The organism is Streptomyces malachitofuscus, assembly GCF_055571035.1.
Genome location: NZ_JBVIGA010000031.1, coordinates 48,137 through 69,872, shown reverse-complemented (window position 1 = coordinate 69,872; position 21,736 = coordinate 48,137). Strand labels below are relative to the sequence as shown.

The following is a 21,736-nucleotide window of genomic DNA, read 5'->3' as shown; positions in this document are numbered from 1 at the left end:
CTGATGCGTTGCAGCGCCTTCCAGTATCCCGTACGGCCGCGGCGCCCACCGCCCCGGACGTCACGCGAGGACGGCCCCGGATGCTCCGGAGCCGCCCTCGAGAAGCCCGCCGCTACTGGCGGCTGTAGTTCGGCGCCTCGACCGTCATCTGGATGTCGTGCGGGTGGCTCTCCTTGAGACCGGCCGACGTGATGCGGACGAAGCGGCCCTTGGACTCCATCTCGTCGATGGTCGCGGCGCCCACGTAGCCCATCGTCTGACGCAGACCGCCGACGAGCTGGTGCAGCACGTTGGCCAGCGGGCCGCGGTAGGGCACCTGGCCCTCGATGCCCTCGGGCACGAGCTTGTCGTCGGAGGCGACCTCGGCCTGGAAGTAGCGGTCCTTCGAGTACGACCGGCCCTGCCCCCGGGACTGCATGGCGCCCAGCGAGCCCATGCCGCGGTACGACTTGAACTGCTTGCCGTTGATGAACTGCAGCTCGCCGGGGGACTCCTCGCAGCCCGCGAGGAGGCTGCCCAGCATCACGGTGTCGGCGCCGGCGGCGAGCGCCTTGCCGATGTCGCCGGAGTACTGCAGTCCGCCGTCGCCGATCAGCGGGACGCCCGCCGCGCGGGCCGCGAGGGACGCCTCGTAGATGGCCGTGACCTGCGGAACGCCGATTCCCGCGACGACCCGAGTGGTGCAGATGGAGCCGGGGCCGACGCCCACCTTGATGCCGTCGACACCGGCGTCGATCAGCGCCTGGGCGCCGTCGCGCGTGGCCACGTTGCCGCCGATCACGTCGACGCCGACGCTCGACTTGATCTTCGCCATCCAGCTGAGGGCGTTGCTGTTGTGGCCGTGCGAGGTGTCGACGACCAGGAAGTCCACACCGGCCTCGGCGAGCGCCTGGGCCCGCTCCAGGGCCTCGGGGCTGGCGCCCACGGCGGCGCCGACGATGAGGCGGCCCTCCGCGTCCTTGGCGGCGTTAGGGTACTGCTCGGCCTTCACGAAGTCCTTGACCGTGATCAGGCCCTTGAGGACACCCGCGTCGTCGACCAGGGGAAGCTTCTCGATCTTGTGGCGGCGCAGCAGCTCCATCGCCTCGACGCCGGAGATGCCGACGTGCCCGGTGACCAGCGGCATCGGGGTCATGACCTCGCGTACCCGACGGGAGCGGTCTGTCTCGAAGGCCATGTCGCGGTTGGTGACGATGCCGAGCAGCTTCTTGTTGCCGTCGGTGACCGGGACGCCGCTGATGCGGAACTTCGCGCACAGGGCGTCGGCCTCGCCGAGCGTGGCGTCCGGGTGGATGGTGATGGGGTCGGTCACCATGCCGGACTCGGAGCGCTTCACCAGGTCGACCTGGTTGGCCTGGTCCTCGACGGAGAGGTTGCGGTGGAGCACGCCGACGCCGCCCTGACGGGCCATGGCGATCGCCATGCGGGACTCGGTGACCTTGTCCATCGCGGCCGAGAGCAGGGGGATGTTCACCCGGACGTTGCGGGAGATGCGGGACGAGGTGTCGACCGCGTTGGGGAGCACCTCGGATGCGCCCGGCAGCAGCAGCACGTCGTCGTAGGTCAGCCCGAGTGTCGCGAATTTTCCGGGCACTCCGTCGACGTTGGCAGTCATGACACCTTCCCCAAATGGCCTTGATCGGTGCGGATGCCCATGCTAACGGGAAGCGGAGGTGTCTCATTCCACGGTTCGGCACGGCTCCCGGCTTCGTATGTTCGTACGGGAACGGCTGATCTTCCGTTCATATGGCGTTCGTATGCCGAAGCGGCCGCGCGGCGGCGGGGGGTTACTGCTCCGCCAGGGCGCGCAGCCGGCTCAGCGCGCGGTGCTGGGCCACGCGGACGGCGCCGGGTGACATTCCCAACATCTGTCCAGTTTCCTCCGCCGTGAGTCCCACGGCGATGCGCAGCAGGATCAGCTCGCGCTGGTTCTCGGGCAGGCTGGCCAGCAGCTTCTTGGCCCACTCGGCGTCGCTGCTGAGCAGGGCGCGTTCCTCGGGGCCGAGGGAGTCGTCGGGCCGCTCGGGCATCTCGTCGGAGGGCACGGCGGTCGAACCGGGGTGCCGCATCGCCGCGCGCTGGAGGTCGGCGACCTTGTGGGAGGCGATGGCGAAGATGAACGCCTCGAAGGGCCGGCCGGTGTCCTTGTAGCGGGGCAGTGCGAGAAGCACCGCGACGCAGACCTCTTGCGCGAGGTCCTCCACGAAGTGCCGGGCATCGCCGGGCAGCCGTGACAGCCGCGTGCGGCAGTAACGCAGCGCGAGGGGATGGACATGGGCGAGCAGATCATGCGTGGCCTGCTCGTCTCCGTCGACAGCGCGATGGACGAGCGCACCGATCGCCCCTTGGGCAGTGCCCGCCTCGTCGTCGCGCATCGGTCCATGGTGCCTTGCGGACGTCGGGTCCGCGGCACCGTGTCCCTGGTTGTGCACCGAAGCGTTATGAGCAGGTGCGCCGGAACTCATACCCTGCGCCCTCCCCTTCCGCTCGACCGACTCGTCCCCGAGGAACTCCACACCTCAAGGATGCGGCATCCGCGGCGAAACAAGCAGCGGGCGTCTTCCGGCCACCGGGGACGCCCTGGTGGGCGTGGTTTCCGGCGTGGTTCCCGCGGAGTACGCGGCCGTCCCGGGGACCTGCCGTGCGCCCTCGTCGGCCCGGCGTCCGGTCGCACGCGGTGGGACGGCGCGCGGGCCCGGACCGCCGGTGCGGCACCGCACGGGGTGCCCGGCCGCCGCCTCGGGCGCCCTCGCACGAGGGCAGAAGCTGTACGGCGACACGCGTACGCGCGAAGCCGATCCGGGAAGCGCCACGAACGCGGGGCACCGGCACGCCACCGCGGGCAGGCGGCACCCGGACGTCCGGCCGCGCACCAGGAGCAGACCCGCGTTCGCGCCACCCGGCGAGCAGGACACCCGCACACACGGACAGCGGCGCCCGCACGGCCACCGGACGACCGCAGCACACCGTGCCGCGGACACCTCGGCGTGACATCCGCACGCCCATCGGCGTGCGCCGCGCGACAGGCAGCCGCATCGGGGCGCGCCGCGCGGAACACACCCGCGTCACCGCGCGCCCGTGGCACCCATGCGTTCCCGGCGCCGCCCGCGCCCCCGTCCGGGGCGGGGGCGTCCATGGGCCCCCGTTCGCCGGGCTGCGCTCGATGCCGCGCACCGCATCCGGCCCGGCCCGAAGGGCGGGCCCTAGCGCACGAGACCCCACCGGAACCCGAGCGCCACCGCGTGGGCCCGGTCCGAGGCACCGAGCTTCTTGAAGAGCCGACGCGCGTGCGTCTTGACGGTGTCCTCGGAGAGGAACAGCTCGCGGCCGATCTCGGCGTTGGACCGGCCGTGGCTCATGCCTTCGAGGACCTGGATCTCACGCGCGGTGAGCGTGGGCGCGGCACCCATCTCGGCCGAGCGCAGCCGGCGCGGGGCGAGCCGCCAGGTCGGGTCGGCAAGCGCCTGCGTGACCGTGGCGCGCAGCTCCGCGCGGGAGGCGTCCTTGTGCAGATAGCCGCGCGCACCCGCGGCCACCGCGAGCGCCACACCGTCGAGGTCCTCGGCGACGGTGAGCATGATGATGCGCGCTCCCGGGTCGGCGGACAGCAGGCGCCGGACCGTCTCGACGCCGCCCAGACCGGGCATGCGTACGTCCATCAGAATCAGATCCGAGCGGTCGGCACCCCAGCGGCGGAGGACTTCCTCGCCGTTGGCCGCCGTCGTCACGCGCTCGACACCGGGCACGGTCGCGACCGCGCGGCGGAGCGCCTCTCGGGCAAGCGGGGAGTCGTCGCAGACGAGGACGGAAGTCATGGCCGCCCTCCGCAGCTGATGCGCGTCACCTTGAGCCTCCAGGCTGGTACGAAATCGTCACCTGTGCGGTCGACCGTCTCGGACGCCCGCCCGAGCGCTTGTTCCTTCAACCGCCTCGCACTCTCAACGACGGTCACTCGAAAGAGTTACGGGGCCGTCTGCCATCTTCGGCACTCTACGTGAGGAGGCGTTCACGGTGCAGACATGCGCGGCGGACCCCCGGACTTTCACCACAACTCATGCCCCATTCAGACCCATTTCTTCCCCTTTGATGGTGTCCGGGGCTAGATTCGCAATGAGTCATATTTTCATCTCCTTGGATCGTAGTTGTACGGTCGTGGACACCGGATCCGCCCAGAACGGCTACAAGGGGTCACGCAATGGCAGATTTCTCCCGCCTTCCCGGACCGAACGCGGACCTGTGGGACTGGCAGCTCCTGGCTGCCTGCCGCGGGGTGGACAGCTCGCTCTTCTTCCACCCGGAGGGCGAGCGTGGTGCGGCTCGAAGCGCTCGCGAGAACTCGGCCAAAGAGGTCTGCATGAGGTGCCCGGTGCGCGCCGAGTGCGCCGCACACGCGCTGGCGGTTCGTGAACCGTACGGCGTGTGGGGCGGCCTGACCGAGGACGAGCGCGAAGAGCTGATGGGGCGGGCGCGCAACCGGCTGGTGTCGGCGTCGGCCGGCACCGGGCACGCCACCGCCCCGAACAACTGAAGGAACGTTTCTCCAGAAAACAATCGGGCACGCGTGCGTGCCCTTGTTCTGTCACCGTGCCGCGGCAGCCGCCAGCTTCTCCAGCGTCGCGGTGACCGCGGGCACCTGAGCGAGGTCCGGCAGGGTGAGCGCGACGATCTCCCTCCGTACGGCCGGCTCCAGCGCAACGGTGCGCACGCCCCGGGGCCGTACGGACTCGATGGCCAGCTGAGGCAGGACCGCGACCCCGAGCCCCGCGCCCACCAGTCCGGCGACCGCCGGATAGTCGTCGGTCGCGAAGTCGATGCGGGGGGTGAAGCCGGCCGTTTCGCACACCTCGACCAACTGTCCCCGACAGCGCGGACAGCCGGCGATCCAGGGCTCGTCGGCGAGTTCACCGATGGCGACGGACTCCGCGCGGGCCAGCCGGTGCCGTTCCGGCACGAGGCCCACCAGCCGGTCCGACAACAGCGGCCGTACGACGAGGTCGTCCCACTCCTCGGCGCCCGCCGCCCCCTCGTACCGGAAGGCGAGGGCCACATCGCAGTCGCCCTCGCGCAGCATCTCCACGGAGCGCGGCGGCTCCGCCTCCTCCAGGGACACGCGCGTGCCCGGGTGGGCGTCCCGCAGAGCGGCGAGGGCCGTCGGGACGAGCGTGGAGCTACCGCTGGGGAAGGAGACGAGCCGGACCCGGCCCGCGCGCAGCCCGGCGATCGCCGCGACCTCCTCCTCGGCCGCGGTGAGTCCGGCGATGATCCCGGCGGCGTGCCGTACCAGCGCCTCGCCCGCCTGCGTCAGGCGCATCTCACGGCCGCTGCGGATGAGCAGGGGCGTTCCGACGGAGGCCTCCAGGGCCTTCATCTGCTGGCTGACGGCGGGCTGGGTGCAGCCCAGCTCGCGGGCCGCCGCGGAGAAGGAACCGGTGGCGGCCACGGCGCGCAGCACGCGGAGATGGCGGGCTTCAATCACACCACAAGAATAAGCGGTCCTTTGGTGCGGCGCCGAATACTGCATCGACGCTTTGACTCGTATCGCTTACCGTGCGACGCATGAAGCTTCTGTCGGTGAACGTGGGACAGCCCAAGACCGTTCCGTACACGGAACACCGCGACGGTGTGACCGGTATCGACAAGCGGCCCGTCGACGGGCCGGTGCGGGTGGCGGCGCCCGGACCGAAGGGGATCGGCGCGAGCGGCCTGGACGGCGACGCCGTGTGCGAGACGCGGCACCACGGCGGAGACGACCAGGCGGTGTACGCCGTGGCCCGCGAGGATCTCGACGCGTGGGAGCGCACGCTGGGGCGCGCGCTGGCGAACGGCTCGTTCGGCGAGAACCTCACCACGGAGGGCATCGACGTGTCCGGCGCCCTGATCGGCGAGCGCTGGGCCGTCGGGCCCGACGTGGTCCTGGAGATCACCTCGGGGCGCATCCCCTGCCGCACCTTCCAGGGCCACATGGGTGAGAAGGGCTGGGTGAAGCGGTTCACGGAGCGAGGTGCGCCGGGGGCGTATCTGCGGGTGATCCGGCCCGGTGAGATACGTGCGGGCGACGCCGTACGGATCATTCACCGCCCGGATCACGAGGTGACGGTGGCGTTGCAGTTCCGGGCGGTGACGACCGAGCGGACGCTGCTGCCGCGACTGGAGGAGGCCGGTGAGGCCCTGCACCCGGAGGCGGCGGCCGCGGCACGGCGGTACCTGGAGAAGTACGGGACGCAGCAGTCGATCTGACGCACCCTCACCCCCACAGGTCGCAGGAGGCCGGGCGGTGCCGCCTCCCGGCCGGCCACTGTCACTGAGCGGGCGGAGCGCGCGGCACCCGACGGCAGCACTGAGCGGACGACTCCGCTCCGGGTAACTACTCTTGCGCCATGACAACGGCTCTGATTACGGGATCGACGGCTGGGATCGGTGCCGCGTTCGCGCGGCGGCTGGCGGCCGACGGACATGACCTGGTGCTGGTGGCCCGCGACACCGGCCGGCTGCGCGAACAGGCCACCGAGTTGCACGACCGCCACGGCATCGAGGCGGAGGTGCTGACCGCCGACCTGGCGGAGGACAAGGGCATCGAGGCGGTGGCCGAGCGTCTCGGCGACCGCAGGAACCCCGTCGACCTGCTGATCAACAACGCCGGCTTCGGCCATAAGGGCCGCTACCTCGAGGTCCCCGTGTCCGACGAGCTGACGATGCTCAAGGTGCACTGCGAGGCGGTGCTCCGGCTGACATCGGCGGCGGTGGAGGCGATGAAGGAGCGCGGGCGCGGAGGTGTCGTCAACGTCGCCTCGACCGCCGCGTTCGTGCCGCGCGGGACGTACGGGGCGTCGAAGGCGTGGGTCGTGCAGTTCACCCAGGGCGCGGCCGTGGACCTCGCCGGCCACGGTGTCCGCCTGATGGCGCTGTGCCCCGGCTTCGTACGCACCGAGTTCCACGAGCGGGCGGGGATGGGCACGGACAACATCCCGAACTGGATGTGGCTGGACGCGGACAAGGTCGCCTCGGCGGCGCTGGCGGACCTGGCCCGGGGCAAGTCGCTGTCGATCCCCGACCCCCGGTACAAGGCCCTGATGGGGGCGGCGAAGCTGGTGCCGCGCGGGCTGCTGGGCGGGATCTCGTCGCGGACCGGGCGGAAGTACGGACCGCGGTAGCCCGGCGCGGGCACGGCCACAGCGGGACGAAGCCCGCTCCCCGGAGGAAAATGGGTCGTGACAGGACCGAACCCGGACCCAGGGGGCACCGGAGGCGAGTGTCATGACCTTCGTACAGCTCATCGACTGCAGGACGAGCCGGTTCGAGGAGATGGACCGGCTCATGGACCAGTGGGTCGAGCAGACCAAGGGGAAGCGGACGGCGACCCACGCGGTGGTCGGCAAGGACCGCTCGGACGCGTCGCACGTCGTCGAGATCGTGGAGTTCCCCTCGTACGAGGAGGCGATGCGGAACTCGCAGCTCCCGGAGACCGACCGGATCTTCCGCGAGATGGTGGCACTCTGTGACGAAATGCCCACGTTCACGGACCTGAACGTGGTGCGCGACGCGCAGCTGAACACGGACTCCGCGCGGCGCTTCTTCGAGGTGCTGACCACGGCGGACGACCTGTCCCCGATGACCGGACTGGTCGAGGAGCACTACCACGACCACGATCCGGCCAACGAGCAGGACGTCATCGGCCTCGATCACCTCCGGCGCGAGATGGACGTGTGGCGCGGCGGCTTCGACTTCTCCTTCCGTATCGAGGACCAGATGGCCGAGGGGGACCGGGTGTGCACCCGGTGGAGCTGGAAGGGCACCCACAAGGCCGACTTCCTCGGTATCCCGGCAACGGGGAAGGACGTCTCCATGACGGGCACGACGATCTTCCGCTTCGGCGGCAACGGCAAGATCGTCGAGGGCTGGTGGCAGTACGACCGGCTGGGGCTGATGGCACAACTGGGGGCGCTGGAGCCGACGGAGCTGTAGCGGCCCGAGCGGTGCTGGTCCGCGGCGGGGAGTGGCAGCAGGCTGCCGCTCCGGCGGTCCTCGTCGTCCCCGGCCCGCGTCAAGCGCAGCCCGAAAGCCGTCTCCGTGAGAGCCTCTGGCACGCCACACCGACAGCGCAGCGGCGACCATGCCGCTGTCGTGTGCGACTGATAGGACCGATTCGACAGGGTGCCGACGGGTGGTCAGGGTCGACGGTGATGTCCAGGCCGGACGAGTAGCCCGACCCGTCCTCCGCGTCGGACCGACGCTGCGATCCGGCCTCCGGCCAGACGCACAAGGCGCGCCACCGGTACTGGTCCTGCTCGGCACGCTCGGCCGAGAGGACGACCGCGCATGCGCAGCCGGTGTGACGTACGTCCGGTTTCGTGCAGCCCCGCCGCAGTCCGCCCCGTAAGGCACGCATCTTCTTGCGTGATGGTGCATCAGGGAGCGGGCGTGAGCCCGGGTTGTGCCGGTGCGGACTGCGTCGGCGACGGGGCACCCGGGGGCGGCTGGAGTTCCTGCTGGGCCCAGGCTCCCGCGACCACCGTGGCGAACGCGGTGGCGGCGGCGACGAGGACGGTGCCGAGGGGCACGGTGACGGAGGACAGCCGGCGGAAGTTGCGCACCTGGGACCATTTCAGGGCGGCGGCCTGGGCAAGCCGCCATTCCCAGACCAGCCCCAGCACCATGCAGGGGACCAGGATCTGACCGGCCAGGACACCGCAGGTCACCGCTGTGTCGTTCCACGACGGGTTCACCGTGTACGCGACGTCCGCGGTGAGGGGGGTCACGACCAACAACTCGGCGGGCAGCACCACCGCCATGAGCATCGCCGCCTTGGCGATCGGGGTGCTGCCCCGCAGCAGCGCGTAGAAGTAGCCGAAGACGAAGCCGTACAGCGCCCAGTGGGCGAACCTCAGCAGCTTGGAGATCTCACCGAGGGCGAACGGCGTGGAAGCGTCGCGGCCCACCGCCTCCGTGAACAGAAGCTGGTAGGTGGCCCACGGCAGGGCGAGCAGCTGCATGAGCAGCGCGCCGCGCAGGCCCTCCTTCCCCGGCGGAGCTCCGGCGCTCGTCCCCAGCGCGAACCGTTTCGCGCGGGCCAGCCGCGTCGCCGGGTCTCCGCACCGACCGGGCACGTCCAGTTTCCTCCAGCGGTCGTCGAAGTCCGTCACGGGCATGTCCTCGGCGAGCGTCGAGCGTGCCGTTCGCTGGAAGTCGGCCCGGGTGTCCCACAGGAGCTGGGTGCGCACCCAGCGGTTCATGAAGGGTGCGTGCGCCCGCTTCTCGACCCGCCGGAACTTGGCGGCGGTCACGCCCGATCCGACGGGGATCAGCAGCCACGAGCCGAGAGCCGCCCACAGCACGGCGAGCGCCACGCCCCAGATGATCAGGGTGCGCAGGCTCGGGTACCCCAGGGCCATGAGCACGGCACAGACCAGGAGCACACGACCGACCGGCTCGATGGCGCGGCCCCGGTCCCTGAGTCCACCGCGCCGCAGCAGGTACACGAGCTGGAGGGCCACTCCGCAGAACGCCATCACGCAGAGCGGAAGCCCCACGTACCCCGTGAAGGGGGAGGACGGGAAGCCCTGATCGCCGAAGATCCGCTCGGCCACGGCGGACGCCAGGAACGGGCCCGTCAACAGGGTCCAGAGAAAGATGCCGCTCAGCGCCCGGTCCAGTGGCCGCACAGTGTGTCCCAGTACCGGTCCCAGCAGGGACGTGAGCCACACGACGGGCGGCCAGGTGCAGGCCAGTACGGCAACCGTCTCATGGACCGTCCACGGCACGTCGCCGTCGTCCAGCACCGGGGAGTGACCGGCCCAGTGGACCAGGCCCGTGAGCCACAGCAGCGTGCCCGCCGTGGCGGCCCAGCGCCGCCCGACGCGTCCCCCGCCATGACGCAGGACGAGCGCCACGGTGATTGCCAGGGCACCCGTGACCGCCGGCAGAATCCACCCCGTGAGGTTCGGTGTCGTCCCGCTGGCCATCATGGCGGGCAGGAGCAGCAGGGGCGTCGCACCGCTCGCGGCGAGCATGCGGCCGGAAGGCGGCCCGCCCGTGGCCAGACGATGGCTGAACCACCATCCGGCCACAGGCAGGACATACCACAGCCACAGGCCCAGCACGGCACTCGGCTCCCAGTCCCCCACGAAGGCGATGTCCGGGGTGTCGTCCGACGGAATCGTCGCCGGATGGAACAGCACGGGCTCCGGGACGCCGAACGCGAGGAGGCAGGCGATCACCGCGAGCACCATGGCGGCCGTCCACCACCTCCCTCGCACGGCAGGGCCGACGAGCCGTGCGACCAGCAGTGCCGCGACAACACCGATTCCGCAGGCGGCGACCCCGAAGGCCGTGACCCGCTCGAGCCGCAGCGGCCACCACCGCAGTGTGAACGGCTCGGTCGTCTCCAGGGTCCTGCTCAGCCGGACCGAGCGGGTGACCGCCGGCTCTTCCTGCGAGGCGCCCGTCACCTTCCACGTGACCGTGTCGGGTGACTGTGACTCCACCGGTCCGCGGATTCCCGTGAAGGACCAGCGCGGAGCCTTCACTTCGACCGTCCAGTCCCCGGGGAGGCCTGCGGGCTGGCCCTCCAAGGCTCTCGCCATGTCGATGTCGATGAGCCGGGTCACCAGGCCGGGGACGACCGACTCGTATGTGGCGGTACCCGTCTCCACCCGTACGGGGCTCCGGGGCGACTCCTGCCGTACCCTCGTCGTCGGGTCGCCCAGGCGGGCATCCGTCAGTTCGCTCGGGCTCGGGAAGTAGCCGCCGCAGAATGCCGTCCCCTCCTTCCGTACCGCGGCCAGGGCTTCACTGTCGGGGGCAAGGGTGTACGTGCAGCGCTCGCGGATCACCACTTCGTCACGCGACGCGTTCCACGCGACCTCGATGGCGAGTTTTCCGGCGCGTTCCCGGTTCTCCCCACCACCATCCGCCGGTGCGGCACCGGTCAGGCAGAGCAGGGACAGCAGCACACCCGCGCACGCGCCCAGCGCCCTCGTCCATGCCATCCCATGCCCCCCGTGCGCGGCAGAGAGCACCCGTCGACGTCTCCCCACCGGACGCCGGCCCCGAGACTCTGCGGCTCCCTGATGATGGCCCCGTGCGCCCTCCCCCGGAGCCCTTTCGGCGGGAATCTCCCCTTGACGGGGATCGGGGTGGTTCGTGCGCGAGGGCTGGGGGGTGGGCCGTGAGGGCCCGTGGGTGAGCTGAAGGATCTCCAGGCGCAGGCCCGCGTGCTCGAGGACGATCTCCGGGCGTGGACCGAGAGCCGAAGTTCCGCCGGACGCGTTGCGCGGTGAGTACGACAAGGCCGTCGCGGCGGAGCGCGAACTGTCCGAGGCGGATCTCGTCAACTGGCGTCCCGAGAAGAAGGCAGGCGGGCGACGCAAGAAGAGCGAGTGAGCAGGGCAGTGCCCTTCGGGCATGAGTGAGGGGCGGTGGGGAGTGCAAAAGCCTCCCCACCGCCCCTCGTTCGTCTCAGACGCCTGCGGCCATCCGCACGAACGCCGTCCACTGGGCAAGGGGGACACTGAGGGACGTTATGTCCGGTCGCTTGGAGTCCCGGATCATCACGGCCGAACCGGCATCGGCGATCTCAACACAGTCACCGCCGCTTCCAGAGCTGTAGCTGCTCTTGAACCAGCTCAGCCTGTCAGCGGCAGGCTCGGGGCTGCTTGCCTTCATTGCTCTCCCAACAGCTTCGTGATGAAGGTCAGCGACTCCCGAGGAGTGAGCGCCTGCGCTCGGAGAACGCCGTACGTTGCTTCCAAGGGACTGACCTTCTTGGGCGCGGTGTACAGGATGCTCGCCTCCTGCACCTCCATGTAGCCCATCCTGCTCTGGTCCTTGAGGTGGATCAACGTGAAAGCCCCACCCAGACCGGCATGTTCGTCCCGGTCCGTCGGCATGACCTGCATCTCGACGTTGCGCTCCTGCCCGTACAACAGCAGTTGTTCCAGCTGTCCACGCAGCACCTCTCGACCACCAACCGGGCGGCGAAGTGCCTGCTCCTCAATGACGAAGCTCAGGAGAGGTGCAGGCCGCCGGGAGAAGAGCTTCTGCCTTTCCAACCGGGCCGCCACACGCTGCTCGATGACCTCGGGGTCCAGCAGTGGCCGCCACATGGTGAAGACCGCCCGTGCGTACTCCTCTGTCTGGAGAAGCCCCTTGACGACGTGGTTGTCGTACGCGTGCAGCTCGACCGCCTCGGCCTCCATCTCCGCGTACCGCCGGAAGAACCCCGGATACCGAGCCTTCGCCACCTCCCCCTTCATGGCCACCAGCAACCCCCGACCGCCCACCTCCCGGTCCACCGCGTCCACCAGCTCCGGCCGTGGAATCCGCCGCCCCTGCTCCACCGCCGCGATCTGCGCCTCGCCGTACCCGACCCGCTCGCCCAACTGCGCCTGCGTCAGCCCCGCGGCCTCCCGCAGCAGCTTCATCTGCCGTCCGAAGCAGCGCAGGAACTCCCCGGTGGAATCGGCGCCCGCGCCGCCCTCCACGCCCGCACCCGAGTCCGCTCCCGACTCCATCGCACCCGCCCCCTCAGCACACCCGTCCAACGGTCACCCGTGCTCGCACCGTAGGCCGGACGCACCGCCACCTTGCCCGCCATCGCCCAAGTTCCGGCTTACGGGTGAACCCCCGGCCTACCATTCCGGCAAGGAACCGGCACCGGAATGCCGAAGGGATGCCCGTGGCACAACTTGTCCGGCAGCAGCGTGTGAACGCGGATGTGGGGTATCACGCCTTCGCGCTTCAGGAGTCCGACGACGGTGAACTGCCGATGCCGTTTCCGGACGACTATGAGTCCGGCGTGTTCCTGAACGGATTTCCCGGGCGCCTCGATTTCTACAGCGGTGGCCACACCCACACCGCCACGCTGATCGTGGAGGTGTGGGACGGGCCGCCCCCCGAGCAGGACCCCTCGGCCTGGGACGAACAGGGCGAGGCCGAGTTCGAGTCGACCAGCGGAAAGGTGGCAGTCTGGTCGGGGAGCGTGGGGCGTACGGAAACCTTCGCGCTGGGCTCTCCGGGTGCGTGGCCCGTGCGGGCGCACTGCGTCGGCCGTGCCGAGGCCGCCGCCCTGTCGGAGGGTGAGGGCACGGGGCACGACGTGGAGAGGTATCTCCTGCAGTTCTGGCCTGCCAAGCCGTGACCGCGGTTCGGACGGGGCGGCCGGATGCCGTCCCGCCCGCCCCCGCCGCCGGGTTCAGGAACGGATCTTCACGAGGAACCCGTCGTCCATCCCGTCGATGATGCGACTCTTTGCATAGAGGCTGCGCAGGATATTGCCGCCCGCCAGGTTCTCAGCCGCGGGGATCGGCTTCACGGAGAAGGTGAACTTCTTCGCTTCCGAGTCGTGGTCCGCCTCCGCGGCACCCTCGTAGGTGGTGGCGAAGGGGTACTCGTCGCACTCGAGCTTGCCGCCCTGGGTGTAGTTGGCGCCCCAGTAGCGCTTGCACTGCTTGACCGCCGCCCTATCGGACGGTCAGAAGCTCCAGCTGTAGAGACGACCACCCGTACTCACCGCCGACGCCGCGAGCCGGGCGACTCTCTGCAGGACCGACAGCAGATCATCGTCGGTCATGTCGTCCCCGTCGTCAGATCTGAGCCTCGTGGTCCAGCGGGCTGCCAGCTCCTCCAGCTCGGTGGAACCGGCGTCGGCCAGCGCCCGGGTCAACCGCTGCGGCAGAGCGAACACCTCAACGCCGTCGTTCAAGGGGGGAGTGACCCACTCCGGCCACGACCACCCAAGGAGTTGCTCAAGCGGCGGGATGTCGGCCGAGGGCTGCGCGAAGTACATGTCCCACTCGGCGATGGCACTGTCCGGCTCGATGAAACGGCAGGACACGGACTCGAAGGCCCGACCAGGCCCCCGCAGGCACGTCGCAGCGGCAGTCTCGTCGTCAGGAGCGAGGAAGAACACTATGTCGTGGGCCATCCCGCCAGGATGGCGCCCGCCGTCCAGCGCGGTGACCGGAATCGCGACCAGGTGACGCCTGTCTCGCGCCTCACGACGGCCTGGAGCGAAGACGCCACGCGTCCGGCATGGTCAGAGGCGCCTGGCAGGATGCCCGCCATGGCATCGAGAGACGACAGCGACGAGGCGTACGTGATCGGTCTGTGCGACGGCATTCTCGGCGAAGTGGCCCTGACGCAGCACCGGTTCGACTGGCTGCTGGGCGACCCGGGTGCCGGGGGCCGGCGGGTCAGGCTGCCGGTCGACGCCTACTGGCCCGGCCACCGACTCGTGGTCGAGTACCGGGAACTCCAGCACGACCAGCCGGTGCCGCACTTCGACAAGCCGGACCGGCTCACCGTGAGCGGTGTCCACCGGGGCGAGCAGCGGGCCCTGTACGACGCCCGCCGCGACACCGAGATCCCGGCTCACGGGCTGCGGCTGGTCGTGGTCCGGCCCGCCGACCTCGACGCGGACGGGCGCGGGCGGCTGCGGCGCAACGAGGAGGCCGACCTGGGGGCGCTGCGAGCGCTCCTGGCCCGGGAGAGCGACGAGGACCGGGTCACCGACGCCTTCCGTGCCTGGTTGCTCGACCAAGGGTGGACGCCGGTCGAGCCCACGGACCGCTGGACCGACCTCGAAGCCGTGCGCGGCGAGGAGCGGCTGATCTGCGAGGCCAAGGGCCGCACCCAGGAGAAGGGCATCGACGCGGACATCGCCTACGGGCAGCTGCTGCGCCGCATGGCCGGCCAGGACGCCCGCATACGGTACGCCCTCGTCGTGCCGTCCTCGTCCGTGAAAGCCGTCCAGCGAGTTCCGGCGCACGTCCGCGCGCTGCTGCGGATCGACGTGTACGAGGTGACGGACGACAACGGAGTGCGTCCGCTGCCCGCGTGAACACCCGCGCCCCGACAGGCTCGACACCGTCACCCTCCGCCCCGACAGACGGCCGCCGTGGGGGCGTCACTGCTCGTGGGCGGGGGTGCGGGCCCGGGATCTTCGGGGCATGACCACTTCCCCCCGCCAGGAGCGGCGGTCCACGCTGCCGCTCCCGCTCGCCGATCAGACGGTGTTCTCGTTCCGCTTCACCGCCTCCCCGCGCGGTGCCCGGCTCGCCCGCCGGCTCGCCTCCTGCCAGATGGACGCCTGGGGCTGGCGCTACGGCACCCCGGCGCACGACTCCGTGGAGCTGATCGTCGCCGAGCTGGCGAACAACGCCGTGACCCACGGACGCGTGCCTGGCCGGGACGCCGAACTGTTGCTGACGGCCGACCGCGACGACGGGCTCGTACGGGTGGAGGTGAGCGACACCCGCGGGGAGCGCGGACCGCGCGTGGGCGGCGGCGATCCCGGGGCGGAAGGGGGCCGGGCCCTGCTGCTGGTGGCCGCCCTCGCCGACACCTGGGGAGTCGGAGGACGGACCGGCGGGCCCGGCAAGACGGTGTGGGCCGTGGTCGGCGTCCCGAAGGGCACCACACCCCTCGACGTCCTGCCTGCGGCCCCGTCGGGGGACTCCCACGGGACATGTGCCGCTGACGACGCCGATCCGGCCGGAGCGGAGACCGGGCGGACCGCCTGGCAGGACGGATGCTCACACGGCTCGAGGTCGACGGATTCAAGAACCTGCCGGGACTGACGGTCGGACTGGGCCCGTTCACCTGTATCGCGGAGGAGAACGGCACGGGCAAGTCCACCCGCGCGGCTCGCGGAGGCCACCCTCGCCGCACGGCTGGGGGACGCCGAGGGGGCACGGGCCGCCCTGGCGGAGCCGGTGCGCTTGCTGCTGCGCCAGGACGGTTGACGCACCGCCCTCGCGCCCGTCCCTGTCTCTGCCTCCGAGGCTCGCCAAGTCTCGACCTGCGCGTTACCCCGAATGGGTCTATATATGACATACAGCGTCAGAAGGGGCAGACGATGCGAAGATTCACTGTGGTGGCCGCCTGTGCGGCAGTGACCCTGGTGGGTGGGACGGCCGTCGGCGGTTGTGCCGTCGAGGACGACAGTTCCACCCCGGCCCCGGACAAGGGCACCCCCACTGCTGAGCGGCAAGGAGCCGACGAGCAGGGCGAGGAGCCGCAGGGCGGGCGGGTGGAGGACGGCGACGAGCGCGACGATCTCGTCAGTTTCCAGATCGACGACCGCTCGCAAGCGGGGTTCGACGACATCTGGGTCACCTGGACCATCACGAACCGGAGTTCGGAGAAGTCGGACTACACCTGGGAGTGGGAAGCCGTCGGCCCGGACGGTGAACGGCTCTACAACTCCACCGAGTTCGTCACCGACGTACAGCCGGGGCAGACGGCGACGGGTGAGTCCCCCACCACGCTCAAGACCCCGGGCGTGAAGATCAACATCACGGAGTTCGAGCGCAGCAAGGCCTGGTGAGCGGGCAGCTAGTCGCCGCCACCTCCTCCGCCGCCCCCGTCGCCGCCGCCTCCCCCGTCGCCGCCGCCTCCCCCGTCGCCGCCGCCGCTGCCGCCTCCGCCGCTGCCGCCTCCGCCGCCGCCGTCTCCGCCGTCGCTGCCCCAGCCGTCGCCACCGCCGGGCTCGTTGTCGTCGCGGCCCCTGCCGAGGTTGCTGAACCACGGGCGGTCCCACATGACGTCGTCCGTGTCGTCGTACTCGCGGGTGGGGCGGAACCTGGCCGTGCCCGTGGTGTCGCCGAGGCCGAAGGAGACCGCGGCCGCGTGGGCCATCACGGCGTCCAGGGGGTCGGGGCTCTCGTGGCGCACGTCGGCCAGCGGCAGGAGCACGGCGCCGGGGGCGGGGACCGAACCCCGCGGGGGACGGGTGAGGAGGGCGATCCGGGTGCCGTCGCGCAGGAGCGACGAGCTCACCGCGTTCTCGCGGCGCAGGGTCCAGCTCCGGTCGGGCAGGCGGATCTCGACCTTGCTCTTCGACTTGCGGAACTTCTTCCGCAGCTCCAGCCGCGCGGGCAGGTCACCGACGGTCAGGCTCAGTCCGCCGGCCGGGTCGGCGGAGTCGGGGCGGTAGCCGTGGGGCGCCCTCAGCCGTACGGCCGGAGCGTGCGGACCCCAGACGTCCACGCGGACCGAGCGCCGGTCCACGGCGACGGTCACGGTGCCGGCGGGGCCCGGTGCGTACCGTCGTGCGATCCACAGCGGTACGCCCTCCGCGTGCGCCCGCGCGGCGAGGGCGGCCACCTGGCCCGGGCCGCCGCACCTGCGGACCGCCAGTTCGCCCAGCGCGTGGGCGAAGGCCGCGGCCTGACGCGTCTTCAGGGGAGTGGTGGTGCCGGTGACACGGGTGACCGGGACGAGGCCGCGCTCCTGCGGCAGGGATGCCAGCGGACGTTCGCTGCCACCGCCGCCGAGCCAGCTCCCCCGCAGGAACGCCTCCGCCATGGCGCCGAGGTTCAGCTCCTCCAAGGGAGTCGTCCTGCCGCCCCTGCGCAGGCCGCCCTCGGCCAGTTCCACGGTCCGCGCCAACGGGTTGCGGGACCGTTCCCCGTAGAGCACCTGGTTCATCGCCCTCCCCCTCCCCTGCCGCCGCTCCGGTCGCTGTGTGCAGAGACTGTCCCGGGGCTCCTTCGGTTCCATGATCGGAAGGTCATGGGTACGGCGAAGGCCCGGCGCCCCCGTTCCGGGGTGCCGGGCCTTCACTCGGGTTCACTCGGGTTCTGGCGACCTTACGGCGTCGTCAGTGGGCGTGGCCGTGGCCACCGGCGGCGGCCGGCTCCTCCTCTTCCTTCTTCTCGACGACCAGGGTCTCGGTCGTGAGGAGCAGGGAGGCGATGGAGGCGGCGTTCTCCAGGGCGGAACGGGTCACCTTGACCGGGTCGATGACGCCGGCCTTGACCAGGTCGCCGTACTCGCCGGTGGCGGCGTTGTAGCCGCTGCCCTTCTCGAGCTCGGCGACCTTGGAGACGATGACGTAGCCCTCGAGGCCGGCGTTCTCGGCGATCCAGCGCAGCGGCTCGACGGCGGCCTTGCGGACCACGGCGACACCGGTGGCCTCGTCGCCGGTCTTGTCGAGGTTGCCCTCGAGGACCTTGACGGCGTGGACCAGCGCGGAGCCACCACCGGAGACGATGCCCTCCTCGACCGCGGCGCGGGTCGCGGAGATGGCGTCCTCCAGACGGTGCTTCTTCTCCTTCAGCTCCACCTCGGTGGCGGCGCCGACCTTGATCACGCACACGCCGCCGGCCAGCTTCGCGAGACGCTCCTGGAGCTTCTCGCGGTCCCAGTCGGAGTCGGTGGTCTCGATCTCGGCCTTGATCTGGCCGACGCGACCCTCGACGTCCTCCTTCTTGCCGCCGCCGTCGACGACCGTGGTGTCGTCCTTGGTGACGGTCACGCGACGGGCGGAGCCCAGCACGTCCAGACCGACCTGGTCGAGCTTGAGGCCGACCTCCTCGGAGACGACCGTGGCGCCGGTGAGGACGGCCATGTCCTGCAGCATCGCCTTGCGGCGGTCACCGAAGCCCGGAGCCTTGACGGCGACCGCGTTGAAGGTACCGCGGATCTTGTTGACGACCAGGGTCGACAGCGCCTCGCCCTCGACGTCCTCGGCGATGATCAGCAGCGGCTTGGAGGCGTTGGCCTGGATGACCTTCTCCAGCAGCGGCAGCAGCTCCGCGATGGAGGAGATCTTGCCCTGCGTGATGAGGATGTACGGGTCGTCGAGGACGGCCTCCATGCGCTCCTGGTCCGTCACGAAGTACGGCGACAGGTAGCCCTTGTCGAAGGCCATGCCCTCGGTGAAGTCCAGCTCCAGACCGAAGGTGTTGGACTCCTCGACGGTGATGACACCGTCCTTGCCGACCTTGTCCATGGCCTCGGCGATGAGCTCGCCGACCTGCTGGTCCTGGGCGGACAGCGCGGCGACGGCGGCGATGTCGGACTTCTCGTCGATCGGGCGGGCCGAGGCGAGCAGGTCCTCGGAGACCGCGGCGACGGCGGCGTCGATGCCCTTCTTCAGGGCGGCCGGGGAGGCGCCGGCGGCGACGTTCTTCAGGCCCTCGCGGACCAGCGCCTGGGCCAGCACGGTGGCGGTGGTGGTGCCGTCACCCGCGATGTCGTTGGTCTTGGTCGCCACCTCCTTCACCAGCTGCGCGCCGAGGTTCTCGTACGGGTCCTCGATCTCCACCTCGCGGGCGATCGTGACACCGTCGTTGGTGATGGTGGGGGCGCCGAACTTCTTGTCGATGACGACGTTGCGGCCCTTCGGACCGATCGTCACCTTCACCGTGTCGGCAAGCTTGTTGACGCCGCGCTCGAGGGCGCGACGGGCGTCCTCGTCGAACTTCAGGATCTTCGCCATGGCAGCGGGAGCCCTCTCGGAAATCTAGGTGAAATCACCGCGCCCCCGGTCACCCGGCTCCTTGTCGGATGCTGGGGCCAGGGGCGCGGTGTCGAGCAAAAGTGCTTGCTTCGAGGTCGGGTTCTCCGGGGGGTTGTCCCCGGGGTTCCCTTACTTCTCGACGATCGCGAGGACGTCGCGGGCCGAGAGGACGAGGTACTCCTCGCCGTTGTACTTGACCTCGGTGCCGCCGTACTTGCTGTACAGAACGACGTCGCCGACCTTCACGTCGAGCTCGACGCGCTTGCCGTCCTCGATGCGGCCCGGACCGATGGCCAGGACGACGCCCTCCTGGGGCTTCTCCTTGGCGGTGTCCGGAATGACCAGGCCCGAAGCCGTGGTCTGCTCGGCGTCGAGCGGCTGGACCACGATGCGGTCCTCGAGCGGCTTGATGGCAACCTTGGAGCTGGCGGTCGTCACGATCCGACCTCCCCCTTCGGAGATCTCACGGGGTTAACTGTCTGAGGTGGCGACCAGGTGGATCCGTCGTCGCGGGTGCCGGACCTGCCCGTCGCGTGTTTGGCACTCTCCAGGGGGGAGTGCCAGACCTGAGACTATGACTGCGGTTAGCACTCGGTCAAGCGGAGTGCCAATTGCCGTGCGGCGCGTCGGGGGTGGGGGCGTCTTTCGGCACGGGATCGTGCAGCTGGCGGTGTTGCAGTAACCGTCACCGGGGGCTGCCGCCCCCGGGCCCCGCTTCGGCCCTGAACGGGCCTCGTCCTCAAGCGCCGGACGGGCTGGAAGGTGAGCGGTGCTCGCCAGGAAGCGTCGATGAGGCGGCTTCACCCACGTAGTCCTCCAGGCGCCCCACCCTCAACCCCCGTTCCCGCAACTCCCCCAGCAGTCGTACCGTCCGTTCCGCCAGTGACAGCGTCGGCGCCTCGCCCGACGGTACGGAGACGATGTCGCCGGGGTTCAGGCGGTGGGGGCCGCGGGTGTAGGTGAGGTGGCCGTCGGGTTCCAGGACCGCCCGCCACAGGACCACCGCGGCGATGCCGCAGTCGGCGGCGGCGCGCAGGGTCGTGGTGTCGTACGTGCCGTAGGGCGGGCGGAAGAGGCGGGGGCGGATGCCGAAGCGGGACGTGAGCTTGCGCTGCTGACCGCAGATCTCGGCGCGCTGTCCGGCGTAGGGCAGACCGCGCAGGGCGGCGTGGTCGAGGGTGTGGTTCTGCAGGCTCGCGCCGACCGCGCGCAGGCGGGCGAAGTGGGCGTAGCCGGGGCCCATCACGCTGTCCGTGAGGAACATGCTGACGGGGAGCCGGCGCTCGCGCACCAGGTCGATGAAGCGGGGGTCGCGTTCGGCGCCGTCGTCGTAGGTGAGGAAGACGACCTTGTCGTCGGTCGGGATGCGGTCGATCACGGGCGGGAGGTCGCGACGGGCGCTGCCCGTCGCCCCGGCCGGTGCGGACCTCCGGCCGGTGCCGTCCGGTGCGGACGCCCCGCCCGCTGCGTCCGGCGACGCGCATCCGGTGGTCAGGGCCAGCAGGGCGGTGCCCGCCAGAAGGGCGGCCGCCGGGGCCCTGCTCCGGCTCACAGGTAGTCCTCCAGTCGCGCCACCGCGTATCCCTCGGCGGTGACCTTGTCCAGGAAGCGGCGGACCATGTCCGGCATCGTTCCCTTCCAGTCCTCGCGGCCGCGGAAGTGGGAGAGGACGATGTCGCCGGGGTGCAGCGAGCGGTCCCACTCGCGGTACTCCCAGTGGTCGACGAAGACCTCCTCGTTCCAGAGGGGGACGTGGGTGATCCCGCAGGCCTTCGCGGCGCGCAGGGTGTTCTTGTCGTAGTTGCCGTAGGGCGGGCGGAAGAGGGCGGGGCGCTTGCCGTAGCGCTTCTCGATGACCTTCTGCATGCCGCAGATCTCGCGCTTCTGGCGGGCGTGGGACAGGGCCGGGAGGTAGGGGTGGTGCAGGGTGTGGTTGTGCAGGCCGACGCCCCTGTCCTGCATCTTCTTGAAGTAGCCGTAGTCCTCCTTGACGAGGTAGTCGCTGAGGAAGGCGGTGTAGGGGATGTTCAGCTCGCTCATCATCCGCAGGAACGCCGGGTCCTTCTCCTCGCCGTCGTCGATGGTGAGGAAGAGGATCTTCTGCTTCGTGGGGACGGTGGTGAAGACCGGCGGGAGTCCCAGCCGGCGGTGGCCGTCGACCTCGAAGCCGTCCCGGGTGGTGATCCTCGGCTTCTTCTCCGGGGGCGACGGGGCGGTCAGGGGCACCCGTTTCAGGCCCCAGCGCTTCGCGGCGGCGACCCTCGCGGCGTGCGCGGCGCGCAGCTTGGTGGCGTAGGAGTCGAGCGCGCGGGCCGGTGGCGCCTGGAGGGGCTGTTGGCCGCCCGCGGGTTCGACGTCGGCGCCGTCCTGTCCGCAGCCCGAGGCGATGGTGGCGAGAGCAAGGACGGCGAGGCCGATCCGAGCACCACGCGACGGCAGCTTTTTATCGTTTTGTCCTACTGCTCGCATGGGGCCGGATCCTCGCAGCCGGAC

21 protein-coding genes and 1 pseudogene are annotated in these 21,736 nt (G+C 70.6%); 8 read left to right on the top strand and 14 right to left on the bottom strand.

The genetic code is table 11. From position 1 onward, the window contains the following. Nucleotides 1-112 precede the first annotated feature (112 nt). From guaB to ACZ44S_RS34140, 3 genes are all read right to left on the bottom strand, one after another. Nucleotides 113-1,615, bottom strand: a complete 1,503-nt coding sequence (guaB, locus tag ACZ44S_RS34150; protein WP_466936291.1) for an IMP dehydrogenase — start codon at nucleotides 1,613-1,615, stop codon at nucleotides 113-115. A gap of 172 nt (nucleotides 1,616-1,787) precedes the next feature. Then, nucleotides 1,788-2,375 carry a sigma-70 family RNA polymerase sigma factor gene (locus tag ACZ44S_RS34145; RefSeq protein ID WP_006130726.1) on the bottom strand — a complete coding sequence of 196 codons (588 nt, stop codon included), beginning with the start codon at nucleotides 2,373-2,375 and terminating at the stop codon, nucleotides 1,788-1,790. Nucleotides 2,376-3,203: 828 nt separating this feature from the next. Next, the gene (locus ACZ44S_RS34140) at nucleotides 3,204-3,815 is read right to left on the bottom strand and encodes a response regulator transcription factor (RefSeq protein ID WP_003948568.1); all 612 of its coding nucleotides are present in this window, start codon (nucleotides 3,813-3,815) and stop codon (nucleotides 3,204-3,206) included. Between the two features lie 380 nt (nucleotides 3,816-4,195). Here ACZ44S_RS34140 and ACZ44S_RS34135 point away from each other — a divergent pair, with 380 nt between their 5' ends. Then, nucleotides 4,196-4,528 (top strand): WhiB family transcriptional regulator, encoded by a 333-nt coding sequence (locus tag ACZ44S_RS34135; RefSeq protein WP_190161148.1) that lies wholly within the window; start codon nucleotides 4,196-4,198, stop codon nucleotides 4,526-4,528. A 51-nt stretch (nucleotides 4,529-4,579) separates the two neighbouring features. Here ACZ44S_RS34135 and ACZ44S_RS34130 read toward each other — a convergent pair whose 3' ends face one another. Further along, nucleotides 4,580-5,476: a LysR family transcriptional regulator gene (locus ACZ44S_RS34130; protein WP_466936288.1), complete on the bottom strand. Its 897-nt coding sequence runs from the start codon at nucleotides 5,474-5,476 to the stop codon at nucleotides 4,580-4,582. 80 nt (nucleotides 5,477-5,556) lie between these two features. Between ACZ44S_RS34130 and ACZ44S_RS34125 the strand changes: the two genes are divergently transcribed. The 3 genes from ACZ44S_RS34125 to ACZ44S_RS34115 all read left to right on the top strand — a co-directional run bounded on the left by ACZ44S_RS34125 (nucleotide 5,557) and on the right by ACZ44S_RS34115 (nucleotide 7,962). After that, a complete protein-coding gene (locus ACZ44S_RS34125; protein WP_466936285.1) occupies nucleotides 5,557-6,237 on the top strand; it encodes an MOSC domain-containing protein in 681 nt (226 codons plus the stop codon). A gap of 140 nt (nucleotides 6,238-6,377) precedes the next feature. After that, entirely contained in the window at nucleotides 6,378-7,151 is a 774-nt protein-coding gene (locus ACZ44S_RS34120) for an SDR family NAD(P)-dependent oxidoreductase (RefSeq protein WP_466936282.1), read from the top strand. A gap of 103 nt (nucleotides 7,152-7,254) precedes the next feature. Continuing rightward, entirely contained in the window at nucleotides 7,255-7,962 is a 708-nt protein-coding gene (locus ACZ44S_RS34115) for an ester cyclase (protein ID WP_466936279.1), read from the top strand. A gap of 443 nt (nucleotides 7,963-8,405) precedes the next feature. On the opposite strand, the gene ACZ44S_RS34110 is transcribed toward ACZ44S_RS34115, so the two are convergent. The 3 genes from ACZ44S_RS34110 to ACZ44S_RS34100 form a co-directional block, all read right to left on the bottom strand. Continuing rightward, nucleotides 8,406-10,985 (bottom strand): hypothetical protein, encoded by a 2,580-nt coding sequence (locus tag ACZ44S_RS34110; protein WP_466936277.1) that lies wholly within the window; start codon nucleotides 10,983-10,985, stop codon nucleotides 8,406-8,408. Nucleotides 10,986-11,454: 469 nt separating this feature from the next. Then, the gene (locus ACZ44S_RS34105; protein ID WP_466936274.1) at nucleotides 11,455-11,661 is read right to left on the bottom strand and encodes a DUF397 domain-containing protein; all 207 of its coding nucleotides are present in this window, start codon (nucleotides 11,659-11,661) and stop codon (nucleotides 11,455-11,457) included. Continuing rightward, nucleotides 11,658-12,509, bottom strand: coding sequence for a helix-turn-helix domain-containing protein (locus ACZ44S_RS34100; protein ID WP_466936272.1), 852 nt, complete (start codon nucleotides 12,507-12,509; stop codon nucleotides 11,658-11,660). The genes ACZ44S_RS34105 and ACZ44S_RS34100 overlap by 4 nt, the downstream gene beginning before the upstream one ends. A gap of 164 nt (nucleotides 12,510-12,673) precedes the next feature. Here ACZ44S_RS34100 and ACZ44S_RS34095 point away from each other — a divergent pair, with 164 nt between their 5' ends. Further along, nucleotides 12,674-13,135 (top strand): hypothetical protein, encoded by a 462-nt coding sequence (locus ACZ44S_RS34095; protein ID WP_466936269.1) that lies wholly within the window; start codon nucleotides 12,674-12,676, stop codon nucleotides 13,133-13,135. A gap of 54 nt (nucleotides 13,136-13,189) precedes the next feature. On the opposite strand, the pseudogene ACZ44S_RS34090 reads toward ACZ44S_RS34095, so the two are convergent. Together ACZ44S_RS34090 and ACZ44S_RS34085 are read right to left on the bottom strand one after the other, a co-directional pair. After that, nucleotides 13,190-13,432: pseudogene (locus ACZ44S_RS34090) on the bottom strand (NucA/NucB deoxyribonuclease domain-containing protein); the annotation flags it as partial. Nucleotides 13,433-13,468: 36 nt separating this feature from the next. Continuing rightward, a complete protein-coding gene (locus tag ACZ44S_RS34085) occupies nucleotides 13,469-13,921 on the bottom strand; it encodes a hypothetical protein (RefSeq protein WP_466936266.1) in 453 nt (150 codons plus the stop codon). Nucleotides 13,922-14,059: 138 nt separating this feature from the next. Between ACZ44S_RS34085 and ACZ44S_RS34080 the strand changes: the two genes are divergently transcribed. The 3 genes from ACZ44S_RS34080 (at nucleotide 14,060) to ACZ44S_RS34070 (ending at nucleotide 16,324) form a co-directional block, all read left to right on the top strand. After that, a complete protein-coding gene (locus ACZ44S_RS34080; RefSeq protein WP_466936263.1) occupies nucleotides 14,060-14,836 on the top strand; it encodes a hypothetical protein in 777 nt (258 codons plus the stop codon). A 109-nt stretch (nucleotides 14,837-14,945) separates the two neighbouring features. Next, a complete protein-coding gene (locus tag ACZ44S_RS34075) occupies nucleotides 14,946-15,575 on the top strand; it encodes an ATP-binding protein (RefSeq protein WP_466936259.1) in 630 nt (209 codons plus the stop codon). A gap of 278 nt (nucleotides 15,576-15,853) precedes the next feature. Next, nucleotides 15,854-16,324, top strand: coding sequence for a hypothetical protein (locus ACZ44S_RS34070; protein ID WP_466936255.1), 471 nt, complete (start codon nucleotides 15,854-15,856; stop codon nucleotides 16,322-16,324). 8 nt (nucleotides 16,325-16,332) lie between these two features. Here ACZ44S_RS34070 and ACZ44S_RS34065 read toward each other — a convergent pair whose 3' ends face one another. The 5 genes from ACZ44S_RS34065 to ACZ44S_RS34045 all read right to left on the bottom strand — a co-directional run bounded on the left by ACZ44S_RS34065 (nucleotide 16,333) and on the right by ACZ44S_RS34045 (nucleotide 21,712). Next, entirely contained in the window at nucleotides 16,333-17,427 is a 1,095-nt protein-coding gene (locus ACZ44S_RS34065) for a hypothetical protein (protein WP_466936252.1), read from the bottom strand. 172 nt (nucleotides 17,428-17,599) lie between these two features. Beyond that, complete coding sequence (gene groL, locus ACZ44S_RS34060) at nucleotides 17,600-19,222, bottom strand: chaperonin GroEL (RefSeq protein ID WP_466936248.1); 1,623 nt, start codon at nucleotides 19,220-19,222, stop codon at nucleotides 17,600-17,602. 150 nt (nucleotides 19,223-19,372) lie between these two features. Continuing rightward, entirely contained in the window at nucleotides 19,373-19,681 is a 309-nt protein-coding gene (gene groES, locus ACZ44S_RS34055) for a co-chaperone GroES (protein ID WP_073932713.1), read from the bottom strand. Nucleotides 19,682-19,982: 301 nt separating this feature from the next. After that, entirely contained in the window at nucleotides 19,983-20,795 is an 813-nt protein-coding gene (locus ACZ44S_RS34050; RefSeq protein WP_466936245.1) for a polysaccharide deacetylase family protein, read from the bottom strand. Next, a complete protein-coding gene (locus ACZ44S_RS34045; protein WP_466936242.1) occupies nucleotides 20,792-21,712 on the bottom strand; it encodes a polysaccharide deacetylase family protein in 921 nt (306 codons plus the stop codon). The genes ACZ44S_RS34050 and ACZ44S_RS34045 overlap by 4 nt, the downstream gene beginning before the upstream one ends. Between the last annotated feature and the right edge of the window lie 24 nt (nucleotides 21,713-21,736).